Raw genomic sequence first — 20021 nt, forward strand, 5'->3', positions numbered from 1 at the left:
TCCGTAGCTCAGTTGGTTAGAGCACCACCTTGACATGGTGGGGGTCGGTGGTTCGAGTCCACTCGGACGCACCAAATCATAATATCCGCAGCTCCACCCTATAGACCCGACAGTTCCTCAAGCTTTAAAAACTTTGCTCCTGCTACCGCAAACCACATCAGGTATCATCAAGGTCAATACCCTATCAGGACAGATCCCATGCTGAAATTTACCGCAGAGACTGCGTTTGAAAAACTGGACACCGGCCTTACCCGCAGGCAAGGGGTAATGAGCGACGGCACCAGCGCCACGGAAGTGAAGTTCGACGCAGGAACCTTCGGCCAACTGCAAAAGCGGGCTTACGCTCTGCAGACGCGGGTGGTGTCCGGTGAGTTTGAATTCACCGTCGGCAATGATACCCAGGTGATCGTGGCCGGTGAAACTATCGCCATCCCCACTAACATTGCCAGCGGCTGCTTCTGCCTGTCGGCCGGTACGCTGCTGGAAATTATCGTATCCGGCTGAAATCCGTCAATGGCATGTTTACACTAAGGTTATTTGCGCAACAAACCGCAGCTGTCAGTTTGCATTTGCGCCACATTTGCTGCTGATTTGCCGGATCCGAGCGTTAGCACCGGTTTTTTATTTTGTTTCCCGCCGCTTAGCCTTTATAATGCGCAACGTCTTTCAGTTGAATGGTTTCAGCCCTTGATCTGCGAAAACGCAATAACAACACATTTTCATCTCATCACGTTGCGCAGCATCCCCGCATCCCGGCGCGGGCTGAATTTTTCCGCCCCATTTCGACTCCGGTCACCTATCCTTAACTATGTTTTGCACCACCAGGCACGACTCAAATCCCTTATCAGTGGCCTGACCGCTGGTTTTATTCGTTTTATTATCCATCACAACTTGTAGAAAACTCCGTCATGAAAAAGACCAAAATTGTTTGTACCATCGGTCCAAAAACCGAATCGGAAGAAATGCTGACCAACCTGCTGAACGCCGGCATGAACGTAATGCGCCTTAACTTCTCCCACGGCGATTACGAAGAGCACGGCAACCGCATCAAGAACATGCGCGCCGTGATGGCGAAAACCGGTCAGAACGCCGGTATCCTGTTGGATACCAAAGGCCCGGAAATCCGCACCATGAAACTGGAAGGCGGTAAAGATGCCTCTCTGGTTGCCGGACAGACCTTTACTTTCACCACCGATCAGAGCGTTATCGGCAACAACGAACGCGTTGCAGTAACCTACGCCGGCTTTAGCGCAGATCTGAAAATCGGCAACACCGTACTGGTGGACGACGGCCTGATCGGCATGGAAGTCACCAACGTGACCGAAAACGAAGTGGTTTGTAAGGTGCTTAACAGCGGTGACCTGGGCGAAAACAAAGGCGTTAACCTGCCGGGCGTTTCCATCCAGTTGCCTGCATTGGCTGAAAAAGACAAGCGCGACCTGATCTTCGGCTGCGAACAGGGTGTGGACTTTGTTGCCGCTTCCTTTATCCGTAAGCGTTCCGACGTGCTGGAAATTCGTGAGCACCTGAAAGCCCACGGCGGCGAGCAGATCCAGATCATCTCCAAAATCGAAAACCAGGAAGGCCTGAACAACTTCGACGAAATCCTCGAAGCTTCTGACGGCATCATGGTCGCTCGTGGCGATCTGGGCGTAGAAATCCCGGTAGAAGAAGTGATCTTCGCGCAGAAGATGATGATCGAAAAATGTAACCGCGCACGTAAAGTGGTGATCACCGCCACCCAAATGCTCGATTCCATGATCAAGAACCCACGCCCTACCCGCGCAGAAGCCGGCGACGTTGCCAACGCCATTCTGGACGGTACCGACGCAGTGATGCTGTCAGGCGAAAGCGCCAAGGGTAAGTACCCGCTTGAAGCCGTTACCATCATGGCGACCATCTGTGAGCGCACTGACCGCGTGATGCCAAGCCGTATCGACAGCCTGAATGACAACCGCAAGCTCCGCATCACCGAAGCCGTATGCCGTGGCGCCGTTGAAACCGCAGAGAAACTGGATGCGCCACTGATCGTGGTTGCCACCAGCGGCGGCAAATCAGCCAAATCCGTGCGTAAATATTTCCCTAACGCCGTGATCCTGGCGCTGACCACCAATGAAGTCACCGCGCATCAGCTGATTCTGAGCAAAGGCGTGATCCCACAGATGGTCAAGGAAATCGCCTCTACCGACGACTTCTATCGCATCGGTAAAGAAGCGGCGCTGGCCAGTGGTCTGGCACAAAAAGGCGACGTTGTGGTGATGGTTTCCGGTGCTCTGGTTCCGAGCGGCACAACCAATACTGCCTCGGTTCACGTGCTTTAATATAAAACGTGACATAATTATTTTGATGAAAACGCCGCTTAGCGGCGTTTTTTTTAGCACTGGTAAACTGTTTTCTCAAAAACGCAACCGTGGATTGCTCATTATTTAGCTAATTATAAATCGGAGTTGTCCCATGGAATCCAGCTGTTTTCCCTACATTTTTTAACTATTTTTCAAAAGAAGCTGTAAGTTTGAGCGAACGATCAAAATAAAGCACTCCAATACAAAAAAATTATTCTCTTTCGAAAAAAGTTTGTGTAATACTTGTAACGCTACATGGAGATTAACTCAATCTAGAGGGTGTTATAATGAATCGTACTAAACTGGTACTGGGCGCGGTAATCCTGGGTTCCACTCTGCTGGCAGGCTGCTCTAGCAATGCTAAAATCGATCAACTGTCTTCTGACGTTCAGACTCTGAACGCTAAAGTTGACCAGCTGAGCAACGACGTGAACGCAATCCGTTCTGACGTTCAAGCAGCTAAAGACGACGCAGCACGTGCTAACCAGCGCCTGGACAACCAAGCTCACGCTTACAAAAAGTAAGATAGCTTCGGTTATTGAAAACGGCGCACATTGTGCGCCGTTTTTTTTGCCTGTCATTTCCGCATTTCCTCCCTTCCGTCTTTAGGCGAAAAAAAAGGGCTCAGCACGCTGAACCCATCGGTATTGACCGCTACGGCTACTTTTTAATTCACCGAACTGATAGGTGCACCCTTGAACGGGCCCTTATTCGCTTCCTGCGAGGCTACAGGCGTTAAACTGACGTCAGAGGGGTTCTGCCCCACGTTAACCAGCACCGGCATGCCAGAGCGGCGTACAACCGCGCTATCGAACACGGCCTTATCGGTCTGTGCATCGCCGACAAAAGCCTTCTCGGCTTTGGACAACGTAATCGGCATGGTCTGCGGATCGTCGCTTTCAACTCTCGACAGCGGTTGATGCACTTCTACGTAACGTTTACCGTCCGGTTCAACCGAAATTTTCACCGGATCGTTAATGACCTGAACACGGGTACCGCGCGGTACCATGTTGAACAACGCCTCTATATCGGTTGGGCGCAGACGGATACAGCCAGAGCTGACGCGCATGCCGATACCGAAGTTGGCGTTGGTGCCGTGGATCAGATACTCACCGTGCCCCATAGCCAGACGCATAGCGAACAGGCCCATTGGGTTTTCAGGACCGGCCGGCACCACGCCCGGCAGCTTCACGCCTTTCTCCAGATAGCGCTTGCGGATATTGGCGGTCGGCGTCCAGGTCGGGTTCGGGATTTTTTGGCTTACGGAGGTCACCTGCAGCGGAGTGTGCATCCCGGTCTGGCCGATACCGATAGGATAAACGATGACCTTGTTCTCGCCTTTCGGGTAGTAATACAGACGCAGTTCGGCCAGGTTGACGACAATCCCCTCACGCTTGGTGTCCGGCAACAGCATTTGGGTCGGGATGGTCAACACCGAACCCGGCTTGGGCAGGAAGGGATCGGTACCCGGGTTGGCCTCAAGCATGCCCAGCAGACCAATTTTATAGTCGGCAGCAATCGCCTCCAGCGGACGCCCATCGTTCGGTACGGTATAGGTGGTGTTCTCGCCAATCAGACGGCTGTCCGGCGGCGGCAGCGGGTATTCGCTCGCGCTGGCGGCTTGTGTTCCGGTCAGTACGGTGGCAAATAGCATGCCCATTAAACTCAACGCACGTTTCATTATCATCCCTATATGCTTATTACGGTTCGGCCACAAGGCTATCTGGCACTTGGTGACCGGTAAATCAGACAAGACCTGATTAATACTAGCAATGCTGACGTCAAAGGCAATAAGTCCTCTAAAAATCAACATGTTATAACGTAATCGCTTTCTCCATTTGTCAGTATAACGTCAAGGGATAAGCTGCTGATATGTCACTGATTTGCGGGGTGAATGGCAGGGTTGGGCGGGTTTTGTAAAGACTCATTGACATAGCAAATATAAGCGCCTTATCAATGAGCCTTAGGAATATCAGAGTTTGGCGGCCTGACTGCGGATTGCGCGGATCATGGCTTCCAGCCCCTGAGAACGGGAAGGCGTCAGGTGCTGACTCAACGCCAGTTCGGCGAAAAACGGCCGCACGTCCAGCTCGACAATCTGCTGCGGCGTCATTTGGTGATAAAGAATAAACACCACCGCCAGCAGCCCTTTGACGATAGCCGCGTCGCTATCCCCGTGAAACTCGACCTGCCCTTGTTCATCGAGCCGTATCACAATCCACACCTGGCTCTGACAACCGGAAATCAGATTGCCCGCCTGACGTTCGCTATCGTCAAGCGCCGGCAGCTTCGCGCCCAGTTCGATGACATACAGGTACTTGTCTTCCCAGTTCAGGCAACGGGAAAAATTACGCACCAACTTTTCTTTATCCGGCAAGTTCGCCATGAGGTTCCTTTCAATAATTCAGGGGCCGGCATGCCGACCCCATGTCACTGGCCACCGGCGCTCAGCCAATAGCGCCAAGCCCGACAGTCTACCCTATCCCAGCAGTTTTTGAATGCGTTGCAACCCGGCCACCAGCCGGTCAACTTCTTCGCGGGTGTTGTACAACGCCAACGAGGCGCGGCACATGCTCGGCACATTATAGAACGCCATCAGCGGCATCGCGCAATGATGCCCGGTGCGAATAGCGATGCCGTACTGATCCAGGAAGCTGCCGACGTCATAGGCATGGTGTTCGCCCAGATTAAAGGCGATCACCCCTGCACGATCCGCCGGACCATAGATCTTCAGCGTCGGTACCTGCTGCAGCGCTTCGAGCGCATAATGCATCAGCGAATGCTCATAATCAGCAATCGCCTCCAGCCCCAGCGCGTTCACGTAGTCAATCGCCGCCCCCAGTCCCATCATGCCTGCAGTATTGGGGGAACCGGCTTCAAAACGCCACGGTGGCTCGGCATAGGTGGTGCCGAGAGTCAGGCTCACCTGCTGAATCATTGAGCCGCCCCCTTCCCACGGTGGCATTTGCTGCAACAGCGCCTGACGACCGTAGAGAACGCCGATACCGGAAGGCCCATACAGCTTGTGACCGGAGAACACGTAGAAATCACAATCTAGCGCTTGCACATCAACCCGTTGGTGCATGACCGCCTGCGCACCGTCAATCAGCACCTTCAGACCGGCAGCTTTGGCCTGCGCCGTAATTTCCTGCACCGGATTGACCGTGCCCAACACGTTGGAAACCTGAGTCAACGCCAGCAGTTTGGTGGTGGCATCGATCAATCCAGGCAGCTGCGCCACATCCAACGTACCATCTTGCTGTAGCGGCCAGACGCGCAGGTTCAGTCCACGCTCTTGCGCCAGCATCTGCCAGGGCACGATGTTGGCATGGTGCTCCATCTCGGTGATGATGATGCTGTCACCGGGCTGCAGGAAGTGGCGACCGAAGCTGTTGGCCACCAGATTGATGCCTTCGGTGGTGCCTTTAACGAATACGATCTCTTCCGCCGAGCCGGCATTGATAAACGCCGCCACCTTTTCACGCACCGCTTCCATTTCCTGAGTCGCCTCGGCGCTCATGGTGTGGATGCCGCGATGCACCGCCGCATAACCGTGACGATAAAAATCCAGCTCGCGATCGATTACCGCCTGCGGCTTTTGCGCACTGGCCGCGCTGTCGAGGTAAGCCAGAGGCTGGCCGTTGACCTCACGCGACAGGATCGGGAAATCGCCGCGCACCCGTTCGATGGGAAAACTCATGCGGCCTCCCCCGGCTCCGGCAAGCGCCGTGCAATGCGCGCCAGCACCGATTCACGAATGGTTTCGTTACCGATCCCCTCAGTCAGCTCAGCGGCAAAGGCAAAAATAATCATCTGCTGCGCAGCGTGCTTGTCGATGCCCCGTGATTGCAGATAGAACAGCTGCTCTTCATCGATACGCCCGACGGTGGCGCCATGGCTACACTTCACGTCATCGGCATAGATTTCCAACTGCGGTTTGGTATCGACCTCAGCTACTTTGCCCAACAGCAGATTGTGGTTGGTCATCTGCCCATCGGTTTTTATCGCGTGCTTGGCCACTTTGATCATGCCATTGAACACGGCCTTGGCGCGGTCGCTAACCACCACTTTATGCAATTGACGGCTTTCGCAGTAACCCTTGTTGTGTTCCAGGTAAGTTCGGGTATCGCACACCTCTTTGCCGACCGGCAGCACCAGGCTGTTGATCGCCAAATTAGATCCTTCACCGTTAAGCTGCGCGCTGGTGTTGTGGCGCGTCAGGCCCGCACCGAGCAGGAAGCTGTCACTTTTCACCTGCGCGTCGCGGCCAATCACCAAATCGTTATGGGCAAAGTGGTAACTTGCCTGGCTTTCAAACGCCAGTTTGCAGTGATGCAGTTGGGCATTGTCAGCCACATTGGCGGTCAGGCGTGCGCCGGTGAAATGCGCGGCATCGTTCAAACTGACGTAGTGCTCAATCACTTCGGCCTGGGCGCTGCGCCCAATCTCAAGATGATGACGGTGATGCACGGTGTTCACTTCGCCTGCAGCACCGCGTCCGCTGCTGATATGCAACAGGTACAAAGGGCGTGACGCGCTTTTACCGGCCGCCACGCGGATAATGCTGGTTTCCTGCGCCAGGCTTTCGGTCAGGTGCAGAAAAATTTCAGGCTGAATGGGCTCAGGCAGCGCCTGCGGCGTGCCGTAGGAGGCCACATCAAACTGATAATCGCCCAGTTCGCCATCGCTCAGCGCCGCACTGAAACGGCCGTCGATAAACACTAACCGATATGCATCGATAGCCAACGCCAATGCATCCACCTGAGCCGTGGTCACCTGCTCTACAGGCGGCTCCAGGAACTGCTGCTCCAGCAGGCCTTCCAGCGGCGTGTATTTCCAGTTCTCATGCTTGCGGGTCGGCCAGCCCAGGCGTAAAGCCTGCTGCCAGTGCGCCAGCGCATGCGCGGAATGCTCGCCGCCGCGCTCTTCGAACAGGCTGTAAAGCTGCTGCAGCGCGCGTGAGTTATTGTTCGTCGGTAAGCCAGCCATAGCCCTGCTCCTCCAACTGTTTCACCAGGGAGAAGTCGCCGGATTTGACGATGCGCCCCTGGGAAAGAACATGAACGTAATCCGGTTTGATGTAATCCAGAATACGCTGGTAGTGCGTGACGATAATGAACGAGCGCTTGCCGTCGCGCAGCGAGTTAACGCCGTTGGCGACGATCTTCAGCGCATCGATATCCAAACCGGAGTCGGTTTCATCCAGAATGCACAGATCCGGCTCCAACGCCGCCATCTGCAGAATATCATTACGCTTTTTCTCCCCACCGGAGAAACCGACGTTGACCGAACGGGTCAGCAGATCGGGCGGCATGTTCAGCAGTTCAATCTTCTCTTCGATAAAATCAGCGAAATCGAAGCGATCGAGCGCCTCCTGCTGGCGGTATTTTCGCACCGCATTCACGGACGTCTGCAGGAAGAAATGGTTGCTGACGCCGGGAATTTCCACCGGATACTGGAACGCCAGAAACACGCCTTCGCCGGCACGGTCTTCCGGATCCAACTCGAGCAGGTCCTTACCTTTAAAGGTCACTTCGCCCTCAGTGACTTCATACTCTTCGCGCCCTGCGAGGGTCGCTGAAAGCGTGCTTTTGCCCGAGCCGTTCGGCCCCATGATGGCATGCACTTCACCGGGTTTGATCTCCAGGTCCAGACCCTTGAGGATCTCGTTGCCTTCCGCGCTGACTTTTAAATTCTTGATACTTAACATGCAGTGTCCTTAGGTCGCGCTTTCGCGCTGTAAATCCGGCGGTTAGCCCACGCTGTGTTCCAGGCTGATGGCCAATAACTTCTGCGCCTCGACGGCGAACTCCAGCGGCAGCTCAGAGAACACGTCCTTACAGAATCCGTTGACGATCATCGAAATGGCATTGTCTTCACTGATGCCACGTTGCAGGCAGTAGAACAGTTGGTCATCGCCAATTTTTGAGGTGGTGGCTTCATGCTCCAGCTGCGCGCTGTTGTTACGCGCCTCAACATAAGGGAACGTATGGGCGCCACTGTCCGGCCCGATCAGCATCGAGTCGCACTGGGTAAAATTACGGGCGTTTTCCGCCCCCGGCAGGATCTTCACCAGGCCGCGATAGGTGTTCTCGCTGTGCCCGGCAGAGATGCCTTTGGCGATGATGGTCGAACGGGTGTTCTTGCCGATGTGGATCATTTTGGTGCCGGTGTCCGCCTGCTGATGGCCGCTGGTCAGCGCCACAGAGAAGAACTCACCGATAGAGTTGTCGCCCTGCAGGATCACGCTCGGGTATTTCCAGGTGATGGCCGAGCCGGTTTCCGACTGGGTCCAGGACATTTTCGACCCGGCACCTTCGCACAGTGCGCGCTTGGTGACAAAGTTCAGGATCCCGCCCTTGCTGTCACCGCCGGAGAACCAGTTCTGTACGGTCGAGTATTTCACTTCGGCGTCTTTGTGCAGGATCACTTCCACCACCGCCGCATGCAGTTGATAGCTGTCGCGTACCGGAGCAGAGCAGCCTTCGATGTAGCTGACATAACTGCCTTCGTCGGCGATCAGGATGGTGCGTTCGAACTGCCCGGTTTTAGCGGCGTTAATACGGAAATAGGTCGACAGTTCCATGGGGCAGCGTACGCCCTTCGGCACATAGACGAAGGTACCGTCAGAGGCCACCGCGGCGTTCAGGGCGGCGAAGAAGTTGTCGTTTGAGGGTACGACGCGGCCGAGGTATTTGCGTACCAGATCCGGGTATTCATGGATCGCCTCGCCGAAAGAACAGAAAATCACCCCGCTCTCGGCCAACTTCTCGCGATAGGTGGTGGAGACCGAGACGGAGTCAAAGATCGCGTCCACCGCCACTTCACTGCCTTCTCGCACCGGCACGCCGAGCTGGTTAAACGCCAGTTCAACCTCGCTGGTCAGGTAATTGTTGTCCGTGACCGCGCCGGGTTGCTGTTCTGCGCCGGGCTGCGAGCCACAGGCGTCATCACAACTGCCGCAGGATGGCGCCGAATAATAGCTGTAGTCCTGGTAATTCAGCCGGTCATAGTTGGCTTTCAGCCAGTGTGGCTCTTCCATTTGCAGCCAGGCACGGTAAGCCTCCAGGCGGAACTCCAGCATCCACTCAGGTTCGTTACGCTTGGCCGAGATGGCGCGCACCACGTCTTCGTTGATGCCTTTCGCTAACTCGTCGGTAGCCAGTTGGGTAAAAAAGCCTTCTTTATAGCGACCTTCGCTGACCCAAGCCTGCACTTCATTAGGCATTTCTACATTGCTTCGTGTCATGTTGATTGCATCGCTCAAACGCCAAAACTCTCGCCGCACCCGCAGGCATGCTGAGCTTTAGGGTTATTAAATTTGAATATCTGATTCAGCCCTTCACGGACAAAATCCACCGTGGTGCCATCGATAAACGGCATGGCTTTTAACGGCACATACAGTTTGGCGCCATCGCGCTCAAACAGCAGGTCGTCGTCAGCGGGTTCACGGGTGAGATCCAGCACATAGGCAAACCCGGCGCAGCCTGACTGCTTCACTCCGAGCTGCAGCCCCTTCACCTGCGGATCCTGCTGCATTAATTTAGTAATTTGTTGTACGGCATTATCACTGAGCAAAATGCCTTGCCAGACATTTTCGTCCAGAGAAAAGGTGCCGACATTTTCCGTTTGCATATGGCCTACCTCACACTCGTGTTTTTCCACAGCCAATCTGGGTTGCTACTATGTTAGTGATAACAATTATCACTTCAACCGTTTGTTTTGCGGGGGTATCCGCCAAAAACCCGGATTTTCGTTTCGGCATGCGGCAAGCGCGCGGGACAGTCAGCGACACAATCGCTGCAGGTCGGCAAGGGGATCAATTTATCCCTATGAATTTACAGCACATCCTGTACTACCTTCGCGCTTGCCTATTGGCTCGAACGCTTTACAGATCCGGGTTTTTATTTTGCTTTAAACATTCATAGAAAATACCTATTTCTGAATTTTGTCTGTCTTAAAAATGCGTTTATCGACAATAAGGGACTTTTCCCACTCTTTCGCGCTTCACTGCAGGCAGACAATTCGCACGCTCTATGATTAAAGTTTAGTCGTTACTGACCATATTGGGTCGCCACGCGCTCAATGCATCCCCCTGCCGCGATAAAAATTTCAACAGAATGATTGATCGTAAACGCGCCAGTAAATATGATAATGATTATCATTCAATTACAAATTGAGCGCGGGCAAATGAATATCTCGATGAATGCGTGGCTGCTGGGCAAAATTGATGACTATAAGTTCAGCGTGCGTGACGCCACGGTAGATTTCTACATGGCAGAAGCGTCTCTCAGGCGGCCGGAGTGCAATATCAACCACCTGAAACGCTACAACAACGTCAGCCTCAATATGGCCAATCTGTGCCTGGAAAACGGCGATGATGAAAGCTATCTGCACGCGTTGAGCAAGCTGCATAATCGGCTGATCGTGGAAATCAACAATCCGCAGCGCTGCCAGCTGTTTCGGGTTCAGAGCTACCATTTTGCCCGCCATACCCTGACCCTGATCTGCCAGAAATACGCGATGGAAGGCACCTGGGAGAAAGCCAACGCCTTCCAGAAGGACTTCGTCAAGCGGGTGCCGTTTCAGCTGTAACCCCGCCGACTGACAAGAAACCCGCAGGCCGGAATGCCTGCGGGGGAAGGAAACTTAATCGATCACTGCGGTGGTTAAACGCGAAGTGCAGCAAAGGCGGTCGCGAGAATCGAAGATTTCAATCTGCCACACCTGATGCCGGCGGCCAACATGCAGTGCGCGACAAACCCCGCGTACCTGGCCTTCAAACACCGCTCGCAGGTGGTTGGCATTGATCTCCAACCCTACTACTTTCTGATCGCCCTCGCTGCACAGGTAACCAGCCATCGATCCCATTGACTCCGCCAGCACCACCGAGGCCCCACCGTGCAACAAACCAAACGGCTGCCGCGTACGGTGGTCCACAGGCATGGTAGCCTCAAGGTAATCCTCTTCCATCCGAGTAAACTGGATCCCCACATGGCTGACCATACAGCCTTCACCGGCCTGGTTTAATTGTTCCAGCGTCGTTTCTCGTTTCCACAGTTTCACTCAATCATCTCCAGAAGTGCCTGTAATGGGTGCCGTACACCGTTACCCTCAATGCGTTTGACCTGGCTGCGACAGGAGTAACCGGTCGCCAGACAACGTTGCCGCGGCAAACGTTGCAATGCCTGGTGCCATGATAGCTCATAAATGCCGAGCGAATTCTGCAGGTTCTTCACTTCATGCCCGTAAGTACCCGCCATGCCGCAGCAGCCTACGCTGACATTTTCCAGCCTGGCGCCGAAGCGAGCAAAGATCGACGTCCAGTGCTGACCGCTGGCCGGTAAGGCGGTGGTTTCAGTACAGTGACCGAACAGATACCAGGCCTCACCGGTAGCAGGCTGTTCAGCCCGCTCGGCCAGCAGTTGCTGCAACCATTCGTGCACCAGTTGCACCTGGAAGTCCCCGCGGGTTTCCCCCAGGATCTCGTTATATTCATCGCGATAACACAGCACCAGCGCCGGATCGACCCCCACCAGCGGCATGCCGAGTTTTGCCACCCGATTGAGGAAGTCGGCGGTTTTGCGCGCAGTACGAGCAAAGCGCGTCAGGAATCCTTTGATATGTTGGGCCTTGCCATTCGGAGAAAACGGCAGCAGCACCGGCCGGTAGCCGAGCTTTTCCACCAGCCGTACAAAGTCCGCCACCACTTTGGCATCGTAATAGCTGGTGAAGGGATCCTGCACGATCAAAACGTGCTGCTCACGCTGTTCGGCATTCAGCGCTTCCAGCTGTTCCAGCGTCATGGTCGTGGCACCATGGCCGGAAAGCTGTTGACGCAGCGTCGGGCTGGAGAGCATCGGCAAATCAACCATGCCGACAGTATTGCGGCTTAGCTCACGCACCCAGGGCTGACGGAAGAAGAAGTTGAACACCTTAGGCGCTTTCGCCATCAGCGGCGTATAGCTCTCTACCCCGGCTACCATATAGTCACGCGCCGGCCGCAGATAACGCGTGTGGTAAAGCTGCAGGAAACGCGAACGGAAGCCCGGCACGTCAATCTTGATCGGGCATTGGGTAGAACAGGCTTTGCAGGCCAGACAGCCGGACATCGCCTCTTTCACCTCGTGCGAGAAATCATATTCGCCTTTGCCGGCGTACCAGCTGTTACGGGTTTTCTCGATCAGCGTTCGGAAACTGAGCCGCTGCTGTGGCAGCTGTTTTTCCAACGCCACGGGATCGACGCCCTGCTCGGACAACAGACGCAGCCATTCACGCACCAGCGCGGCCCGGCCTTTTGGCGAATGGATACGATTGCCGGTGATTTTCATCGACGGGCACATCGGGCTACGCACGTCAAAGTTGAAGCACAGACCGTTGCCGTTACATTCCATCGCCCCCCGGAATGAAGTACGTACCTCGACAGGAATGCGGCGATCGAGGGTACCGCGCTTGACGGCGTCCACTTTCATCATTGGCGCATCGACGCCCAGCGGCGAGCAAATTTTGCCAGGGTTGAGGCGGTTGTTCGGATCGAATGCGGCTTTGATGCGACGCAGTTCCAGATACAGCTGCTCGCCGAAAAACTCCGGGCTGTATTCGGCGCGGAAACCTTTACCGTGTTCACCCCACAGCAAGCCGCCGTATTTGGCGGTCAGTGCCACCACCCGATCGGAGAGCTGTTTCATCAGCACTTCCTGCTGGGGATCGCACATGTCCAGCGCGGGACGCACATGCAGCACGCCGGCATCGACGTGACCGAACATGCCGTAGCTGAGGTTGTGGCTGTCCAGCAACTGACGGAATTCGACGATGTAATCGGCCAGATGCTGAGGCGGCACGCAGGTGTCTTCGGCAAAGGGAATCGGTTTGGCCCGCCCTTTGGCGTTACCCAATAACCCGACCGCCTTTTTGCGCATGTTATAAATGCGCTCGATGCCCACTAAATCACCACAGATCTGATAGCCAATCACGCCGCCCTGCCTCTCGGAGATCAGCTCGTCCAATCGCAGGCACAGACTCTCCATCTGCTGGTCGATCAGGACCTCGTCGTCACCGGCAAATTCGACGATGTTCAGGCCCAGCATCTCTTTATCCGGCACGTTGGTGATCAGTTCGCTCACCGAATGCCAGACGATATCCTCACGCGCCAGGTTCAACACCTTGGAATCGATGGTTTCTACCGACAACGCCTTGGCTTCAACCATAAAGGGCGCATTACGCAGCGCGGAATCAAAGGAGTCGTATTTAACGTTCACCAGGCGGCGCACCTTCGGCAGCGGCGTAATGTCCAACCGCGCTTCGGTAATAAAGGCCAGAGTTCCTTCGGCGCCGGTCAGGATACGCGTCAAATCGAAGGTTTGCAGATCGTCGCTAAACACGTGCCGCAGATCGTAGCCGGTCAGGAAGCGGTTTAGCTTGGGGAATTTTTCCAGGATCAGCGCGCGTTGGTCACGGCAACTGTTGAGTACCGTTCGGTAAATCTGCCCCTCAAGGGTTTCCTCACAGGCAATCGTTTCCGCCAGTGGCGTCGGCATGGCGCGAGTGTCGATCATGTCGCCGCCCAGCAAAACCGCCCGCAGGCCCAGTACGTGATCGGAGGTTTTACCGTACACCAGCGACCCCTGGCCGGAAGCGTCGGTATTGATCATGCCGCCCAGCGTGGCGCGGTTACTGGTGGAAAGCTCCGGCGAGAAAAAATAACCCAAGGGCCGCAGGTACTGGTTAAGCTGGTCTTTGATCACCCCAGCCTCCACCTTGACCCACCCCTGCTCGACGTTGATGTCCAGAATGCGGTTCATGTGGCGCGACATGTCCACCACGATGCCGCTGTTAAGCGACTGTCCGTTGGTGCCGGTTCCGCCGCCGCGGGGGCTGAAGGTCAGCGCGCTGAAACGCTCTTCAGCCGCCAGGCGTGCAATCAGCGCCACGTCTGCGGTGGAGCGGGGAAACACTACCGCGTCGGGCAGCAACTGATAGATACTGTTGTCGGTCGCCATCGTCAGCCGGTCGGCGTAACTGGTGGCAATATCGCCATTGAATCCGTTTTGCTTTAAGGCTTCCAAAAAGTCGAGCACCCGTTGAACGAGGCCGGGTGCCTGAGAAATCTGTGGGATCATTCGCTTTTTGACCCTGTCTGTCTATTTTTTATGCGCTTATGCACGCTGAATCAGGCCTTTATTCAGACCCACCCTACTTTTTATTAGGCATAAAAACTAACATACTCGTTTAGTGAAGGCATGCACATTATTAGGTCGTCAGACGACGCGCAATAAAAGGTGCGGCGCATGATGAAAAGTGACGAAAATGCACCATGCTTAATCTAAACAAAGGAATTAACTTACCAGGATGAGAACCCATTCATGACAATCCCCCAGTCCCGATACGATTTGCCACGGATTATTTTTGGCGTGCTGTTTATCGCCATTATGATCGTCGCCTGTTTTTGGGTCATTCAACCGTTCATTCTCGGCTTCGCCTGGGCCGGCATGGTGGTTATCGCCACCTGGCCGCTGCTGATCAAGCTGCAAAAAATACTTTGGGGCCGCCGCTCGCTGGCCGTGTTGGTCATGACGTTACTGTTGATCCTGCTGTTCATCCTGCCGATTTCTCTGCTGGTCAGCAGCGTGGTAGACAACAGCGCGCCCGTGGTTGCCTGGGCCAGTACCCCCGGCAAGCTGCATATTCCCGATCTGGCGTGGCTGCAATCGATCCCGATGATCGGCGATAAGATTTATAACAGCTACCATACGCTGGTGAGTGCCGGCGGCACCGCCCTGGTGGCGAAAGTGCAACCCTACTTCGGCCAAACCGCCACCTGGTTTGTGGCGCAGGCGGCGCATATTGGTCGCCTGTTGTTACATTGCACGCTGATGCTTTTGTTTAGCGTATTGCTCTATGCCCGTGGTGAACAGGTTGCCCTGGGCATTCGCCACTTCGCAACGCGTCTGGGCGCCGAACGAGGCGATGCTGCCGTCGTGCTGGGTGGTCAGGCAATCCGTGCGGTAGCTTTGGGCGTGGTGGTGACGGCGCTGGTACAATCGGTATTGGGCGGTATTGGCCTGGCGGTGACTGGCATTCCTGCCGCCACCCTGCTGACGGTGCTGATCTTTATCTGCTGTGTCGCGCAACTGGGGCCGCTGTTGGTGCTGGTGCCAGCCATTATCTGGCTGTACTGGAGCGGTGATACCACCTGGGGCACCGTGCTGCTGGTCTGGAGCTGCGTGGTGGCTACGCTGGATAACGTATTGAGGCCGGTGCTGATCCGCATGGGTGCCGATCTGCCGATGCTGCTGATCTTGTCCGGTGTTATCGGCGGCCTATTGGCTTTCGGCATGATTGGCCTGTTTATCGGCCCTGTGGTGCTGGCGGTGTCTTATCGCTTGCTCACCGCCTGGATGAACGAAGCGCCGGAACCGACGACCGATCTGGAAGAAGTCGCCAAAGACCTGGAACAGATGTAATCCGGATCTCTGCCCGGCTCCCCGGGCAGAATCCTTTCTTTATCCATATCCATTCTCATTTACTTCAATCCGTCGCGGCGATAATTAATAAAGTCCCTCTGAATGCCGGGCTAACGGGCATTAATTAAACATACCGCATGAATACATCTTTTTAGCCTGAAGATAGAATTGAGCAAGGTTTAAAATAAATGGGAACCTGGATCTTGATTAGGATGATTCTTAATGACTAATTTCGTTTAAATATCTAGTATTATTGCCATCTATTGCTTCAAACATCTGATTTAAAGCAAGATTTCCAAACAATGTAATGCCATACATGTGAATTGCTGTGTGTAGTCTTTGCCCGTCTCCTATGATGGGCTTTTTTTTATTCTTTTTTTGGCCAAGATTAATGGCGAAATCCATTCTATTTACATTCAGAAATAATAAAGCCGTAACCTGAGCTACGGCTTTAGAGTTAATGCGGAATCTTATGTCGAAGAATTACTTTTTCTTCGACAGATTGACCCAGGTTTGCACCACGGTATCCGGGTTGAGCGACAGGCTGTCAATGCCCTGCTCCATCAACCACTCGGCGAAGTCCTCATGATCGGAAGGGCCCTGCCCGCAAATACCGACGTATTTGCCATGGCGTTTAGCCGCTTGAATCGCCATCGACAGCAGCGCTTTAACCGCCTCGTTACGCTCGTCAAACAGTTCAGACACCACGCCCGAATCGCGATCCAGCCCCAGCGTCAGCTGGGTCATGTCGTTGGAGCCGATGGAGAAGCCATCGAAGTGTTCCAGGAACTGATCGGCCAACAGGGCATTGGACGGAATTTCGCACATCATGATCACTTTCAAGCCGTTTTCGCCACGCTTCAGACCCTGGCGCGCCAATTCGGCGACCACCGCTTCCGCCTGCGCTACGGTACGCACGAAAGGCACCATGATTTCGACGTTGGTCAGGCCCATTTCATTACGCACGCGTTTTACCGCGTCGCATTCCATCGCGAAGCAATCGCGGAAGCTGTCGGCGACGTAACGGCCAGCGCCACGGAAGCCCAACATCGGGTTCTCTTCATGCGGCTCGTATTTCTCACCGCCCACCAGGTTGGCATATTCATTGGATTTGAAGTCAGACAGGCGCACAATCACTCGCTTCGGCCAGAATGCCGCCCCCAGCGTGGCAATCCCTTCCGTCAGGCGGCCCACATAGAACTCGACCGGGTGGTCGTAGCCTTGCATCAGCGCCTTGATTTCCTGCTGCAGTTCTGGAGTCTGTTGATCAAACTCCAGCAACGCCCTCGGGTGTACGCCAATCATGCGGTTGATGATAAATTCCAGCCGGGCCAGGCCCACGCCTTCGTTCGGCAAGCGCGCAAAGTCAAAGGCGCGGTCGGGGTTACCGACGTTCATCATGATTTTCAGCGGCAGTGACGGCAGCTCGGTCACTTCGGAACTCTGCACGCTGAAGTCGAGCATATCGCTGTACACAAAGCCGGTATCACCTTCCGCACAAGAGACGGTGACCTTCTGGCCTGCCTTCAGCAGATCGGTAGCGTTACCGCAACCGACCACGGCAGGAATGCCGAGCTCGCGCGCGATGATCGCCGCGTGGCAGGTACGGCCGCCACGGTTGGTGACGATTGCCGCGGCCTTTTTCATGATCGGTTCCCAGTCCGGATCGGTCATGTCCGTTACCAGCACGTCGCCTGGCTCGATCAGGTCCATTTCGCTGATGTTGTGGATGACTTTTACCGGGCCTGCGCCAATGCGGTGGCCGATGGCGCGCCCTTCCACCAGCACCGGGCTGCTGCCGTTAAGCTGGTAACGCTCCATCGTCTGTTCGTTGGAACGCACGGTTTCCGGACGGGCCTGAACAATCAGCAGCTTGCCGGTATGACCGTCTTTGGCCCATTCGATATCCATCGGACGGCCGTAGTGTTTTTCGATCAGCAGTGCCTGATGCGCCAGGCCCTGTACTTCTTCGTCGGTCAGAGAGAAACGATTGCGTTGCTGCTCTGGCACGTCTTCAATTTGTACCTGCTTGCCGTGATCCTGCGAAGGTGCGTACACCATGCGGATTTTCTTCGACCCGAGGTTACGACGCACGATAGCCGGCTTGCCTTTCAGCAGCGTCGGTTTATGCACGTAGAACTCGTCAGGGTTTACCGCGCCCTGCACCACCATTTCACCCAGGCCGAAGGCGGAAGTGATAAACACCACCTGGTCAAAACCGGATTCGGTATCGATGGTGAACATCACGCCGGAAGACGCCAGGTCAGAACGTACCATGCGCTGCACGCCGGCCGACAAAGCCACGCCGCGGTGATCGTAACCCTGATGCACGCGGTAAGAGATGGCACGGTCGTTAAACAATGAGGCATATACGTGCTTGATCGCCACCATTACGGCGTCGATGCCCTGCACGTTGAGGAAGGTTTCCTGCTGCCCGGCAAAGGAAGCGTCCGGCATGTCTTCTGCGGTGGCGGAAGAACGCACGGCAAAAGAGGCTTCCGGCTCGCCGTCGGCCAGTTGCTGGTAAGCCAGGTTTATTTCGCGCTCGAACTCTGCGTGGAACGGCGTGTCGATGATCCATTGACGGATTTGCGCACCCGCCTTGGTCAGTTGGGCAATGTCGTCAACGTCAGTTTGATCCAGTAACTGATAGATGCGCTGGTTAACACCGCTTTGCTCGAGGAAATCGTTAAACGCCTGCGCGGTGGTGGCAAAACCGTTTGGCACGGCTACGCCCAAATCGGAAAGATTGGTGATCATTTCACCGAGGGAGGCATTTTTGCCGCCGACACGGTCAACGTCGTGCATGCCGAGCTGGTTGTACCAAAGCACATTACGCAAGTCTGGGCCATTGTTGGACATCGAGACAATCCTTATTGCTATCAGTAGGGTATAGACGGATTTAATTCGCTTGCTTTCTCAGCGCCGCTAAAACGGTGCCGAATCAGACTAGCACAATGATCCATAGGAAATGGAAAGGTGAATCGATCAACCCGGCGAAGAAAATGGATTTTAGGAAAACTTCCTGAAATGAAAAATGAGGATGGAATCGTTCCCTGTCGCACTAATAGCTTAAATCTCAACAAATTAAGTAATTTTTAAACTTGATTTTTAAAAACCATACTATCACTAATGACTTTGGTGAAAATAACATCGTTCTGTGGAACCATTCCTCAAGAAAAAGAAATCCCTGCTTTTCATAAAATTTAAAATAGCATTTCAATCAATAACGCTCCGACGAAAGCTTATTCCTTGATCGGCGAAATTAATCAACGACTCTGCCCTCACTATCACATTTTTTTTGCCCGCCCCTTTACCGCTCGATCATCTCAAGCCCATGATAAGAGCAAGCAGATGCGATAACTGCATCACCGTTTCAGGTAAGGAGCCTCGGGTGGAAAGAAGCGTTTTTTATATTTCGGATGGCACGGCGATCACCGCCGAGGTTTTGGGCCACGCCGTGCTGTCTCAATTTCCGGTGAAGGCCACAACCTTTACGCTGCCCTTTGTCGAAACCGAGGCGCGCGCCCGTGGAGTCTGTCAGCAGATTAATGATATCTATCGAGATACCGGCGTGCGGCCCCTGGTGTTTTACTCGATCATTTCGCCGGAAGTGCGCAAAGTCATCACCCAGAGTGAAGGGTTCTGTCAGGATATTGTGCAAGCACTGGTCGGCCCGCTGCAGGGCGAGTTAGAGGTGGAGCCCACCCCGGTCCCTAATCGTACCCACGGCCTGACGGCCAGCAACCTCGGTAAATATGATGCGCGTATCGCGGCTATTGACTACACGTTAGCCCATGATGACGGCATTTCGCTGCGCAATCTCGACCAGGCCCAGGTGATTTTGCTCGGGGTTTCACGCTGTGGCAAAACCCCCACCAGCCTGTACCTGGCGATGCAGTTCGGTATCCGCGCCGCCAACTATCCGTTTACCGCCGATGATATGGACAATTTACACCTTCCCGCCGCGCTGAAGCCGTTTCAGCACAAGCTTTTCGGCCTGACTATCGATCCAGAGCGTTTAGCCGCTATCCGTGAAGAACGGCGCGAAAACAGCCGTTATGCCTCTATTCGCCAGTGTCGAATGGAGCTTGCCGAGGTGGAAGCGCTGTTCCGTAAAAACCAGATCCGTTATCTCAATACCACCAATTATTCGGTAGAGGAGATCTCGACCAAAATTCTGGACATTCTGGGCATGAGCCGCCGCATGTTCTAG

At 54.6% G+C, this 20021-nt stretch carries 16 protein-coding genes and 1 other RNA gene; 7 read left to right on the forward strand and 10 right to left on the reverse strand.

The genetic code is table 11. The annotated features are described in order from the left end of the window. The first annotated feature begins 198 nt into the window (after positions 1-198). From AC1RKC_RS02700 to AC1RKC_RS02710, 3 genes are all read left to right on the forward strand, one after another. Positions 199-504 carry a cupin domain-containing protein gene (locus tag AC1RKC_RS02700; protein ID WP_392456355.1) on the forward strand — a complete coding sequence of 102 codons (306 nt, stop codon included), beginning with the start codon at positions 199-201 and terminating at the stop codon, positions 502-504. A gap of 404 nt (positions 505-908) precedes the next feature. Beyond that, a complete protein-coding gene (gene pykF / locus AC1RKC_RS02705; protein WP_020826661.1) occupies positions 909-2321 on the forward strand; it encodes a pyruvate kinase PykF in 1413 nt (470 codons plus the stop codon). Between the two features lie 308 nt (positions 2322-2629). Further along, the gene (locus AC1RKC_RS02710; protein ID WP_004943717.1) at positions 2630-2866 is read left to right on the forward strand and encodes a major outer membrane lipoprotein; all 237 of its coding nucleotides are present in this window, start codon (positions 2630-2632) and stop codon (positions 2864-2866) included. A 143-nt stretch (positions 2867-3009) separates the two neighbouring features. Here AC1RKC_RS02710 and AC1RKC_RS02715 read toward each other — a convergent pair whose 3' ends face one another. The 7 genes from AC1RKC_RS02715 to sufA all read right to left on the reverse strand — a co-directional run bounded on the left by AC1RKC_RS02715 (position 3010) and on the right by sufA (position 9977). Then, on the reverse strand, positions 3010-4023 hold the full coding sequence (locus AC1RKC_RS02715) for a L,D-transpeptidase family protein (RefSeq protein ID WP_020826660.1): 1014 nt from the start codon (positions 4021-4023) through the stop codon (positions 3010-3012). Positions 4024-4314: 291 nt separating this feature from the next. Next, positions 4315-4728 (reverse strand): cysteine desulfuration protein SufE, encoded by a 414-nt coding sequence (gene sufE / locus AC1RKC_RS02720; RefSeq protein ID WP_260628821.1) that lies wholly within the window; start codon positions 4726-4728, stop codon positions 4315-4317. Between the two features lie 93 nt (positions 4729-4821). After that, a complete protein-coding gene (sufS, locus tag AC1RKC_RS02725; protein WP_020826658.1) occupies positions 4822-6042 on the reverse strand; it encodes a cysteine desulfurase SufS in 1221 nt (406 codons plus the stop codon). Beyond that, positions 6039-7331 (reverse strand): Fe-S cluster assembly protein SufD, encoded by a 1293-nt coding sequence (gene sufD, locus AC1RKC_RS02730; RefSeq protein WP_493092147.1) that lies wholly within the window; start codon positions 7329-7331, stop codon positions 6039-6041. The genes sufS and sufD overlap by 4 nt, the downstream gene beginning before the upstream one ends. Then, positions 7306-8052, reverse strand: coding sequence for a Fe-S cluster assembly ATPase SufC (gene sufC / locus AC1RKC_RS02735; RefSeq protein WP_020826656.1), 747 nt, complete (start codon positions 8050-8052; stop codon positions 7306-7308). The genes sufD and sufC overlap by 26 nt, the downstream gene beginning before the upstream one ends. A 42-nt stretch (positions 8053-8094) precedes the next feature. Continuing rightward, positions 8095-9591: a Fe-S cluster assembly protein SufB gene (gene sufB / locus AC1RKC_RS02740; protein ID WP_041414521.1), complete on the reverse strand. Its 1497-nt coding sequence runs from the start codon at positions 9589-9591 to the stop codon at positions 8095-8097. A gap of 14 nt (positions 9592-9605) precedes the next feature. Further along, positions 9606-9977, reverse strand: coding sequence for a Fe-S cluster assembly scaffold SufA (gene sufA, locus AC1RKC_RS02745; protein WP_020826654.1), 372 nt, complete (start codon positions 9975-9977; stop codon positions 9606-9608). 555 nt (positions 9978-10532) lie between these two features. On the opposite strand from sufA, the gene AC1RKC_RS02750 reads away from it, so the two are divergent. Next, complete coding sequence (locus AC1RKC_RS02750) at positions 10533-10937, forward strand: hypothetical protein (protein WP_004943694.1); 405 nt, start codon at positions 10533-10535, stop codon at positions 10935-10937. 54 nt (positions 10938-10991) lie between these two features. On the opposite strand, the gene menI is transcribed toward AC1RKC_RS02750, so the two are convergent. Together menI and ydiJ are read right to left on the reverse strand one after the other, a co-directional pair. After that, positions 10992-11408 carry a 1,4-dihydroxy-2-naphthoyl-CoA hydrolase gene (gene menI, locus AC1RKC_RS02755; RefSeq protein WP_020826652.1) on the reverse strand — a complete coding sequence of 139 codons (417 nt, stop codon included), beginning with the start codon at positions 11406-11408 and terminating at the stop codon, positions 10992-10994. Continuing rightward, on the reverse strand, positions 11405-14461 hold the full coding sequence (ydiJ, locus tag AC1RKC_RS02760; RefSeq protein WP_493092146.1) for a D-2-hydroxyglutarate dehydrogenase YdiJ: 3057 nt from the start codon (positions 14459-14461) through the stop codon (positions 11405-11407). The genes menI and ydiJ overlap by 4 nt, the downstream gene beginning before the upstream one ends. Before the next feature lie 243 nt (positions 14462-14704). On the opposite strand from ydiJ, the gene ydiK reads away from it, so the two are divergent. Both ydiK and rprA read left to right on the forward strand, forming a co-directional pair. After that, complete coding sequence (gene ydiK, locus AC1RKC_RS02765; RefSeq protein WP_020826650.1) at positions 14705-15805, forward strand: AI-2E family transporter YdiK; 1101 nt, start codon at positions 14705-14707, stop codon at positions 15803-15805. Between the two features lie 260 nt (positions 15806-16065). Beyond that, positions 16066-16176, forward strand: an RNA gene (gene rprA, locus AC1RKC_RS02770) — antisense sRNA RprA. A 112-nt stretch (positions 16177-16288) separates the two neighbouring features. Here the strand turns inward: rprA and ppsA are convergent. After that, complete coding sequence (gene ppsA, locus AC1RKC_RS02775; RefSeq protein WP_020826648.1) at positions 16289-18667, reverse strand: phosphoenolpyruvate synthase; 2379 nt, start codon at positions 18665-18667, stop codon at positions 16289-16291. 532 nt (positions 18668-19199) lie between these two features. Between ppsA and ppsR the strand changes: the two genes are divergently transcribed. Next, positions 19200-20021 (forward strand): posphoenolpyruvate synthetase regulatory kinase/phosphorylase PpsR, encoded by an 822-nt coding sequence (gene ppsR / locus AC1RKC_RS02780; RefSeq protein WP_017892646.1) that lies wholly within the window; start codon positions 19200-19202, stop codon positions 20019-20021.

This window comes from Serratia sp. GW822-FHT06E05, assembly GCF_058799445.1.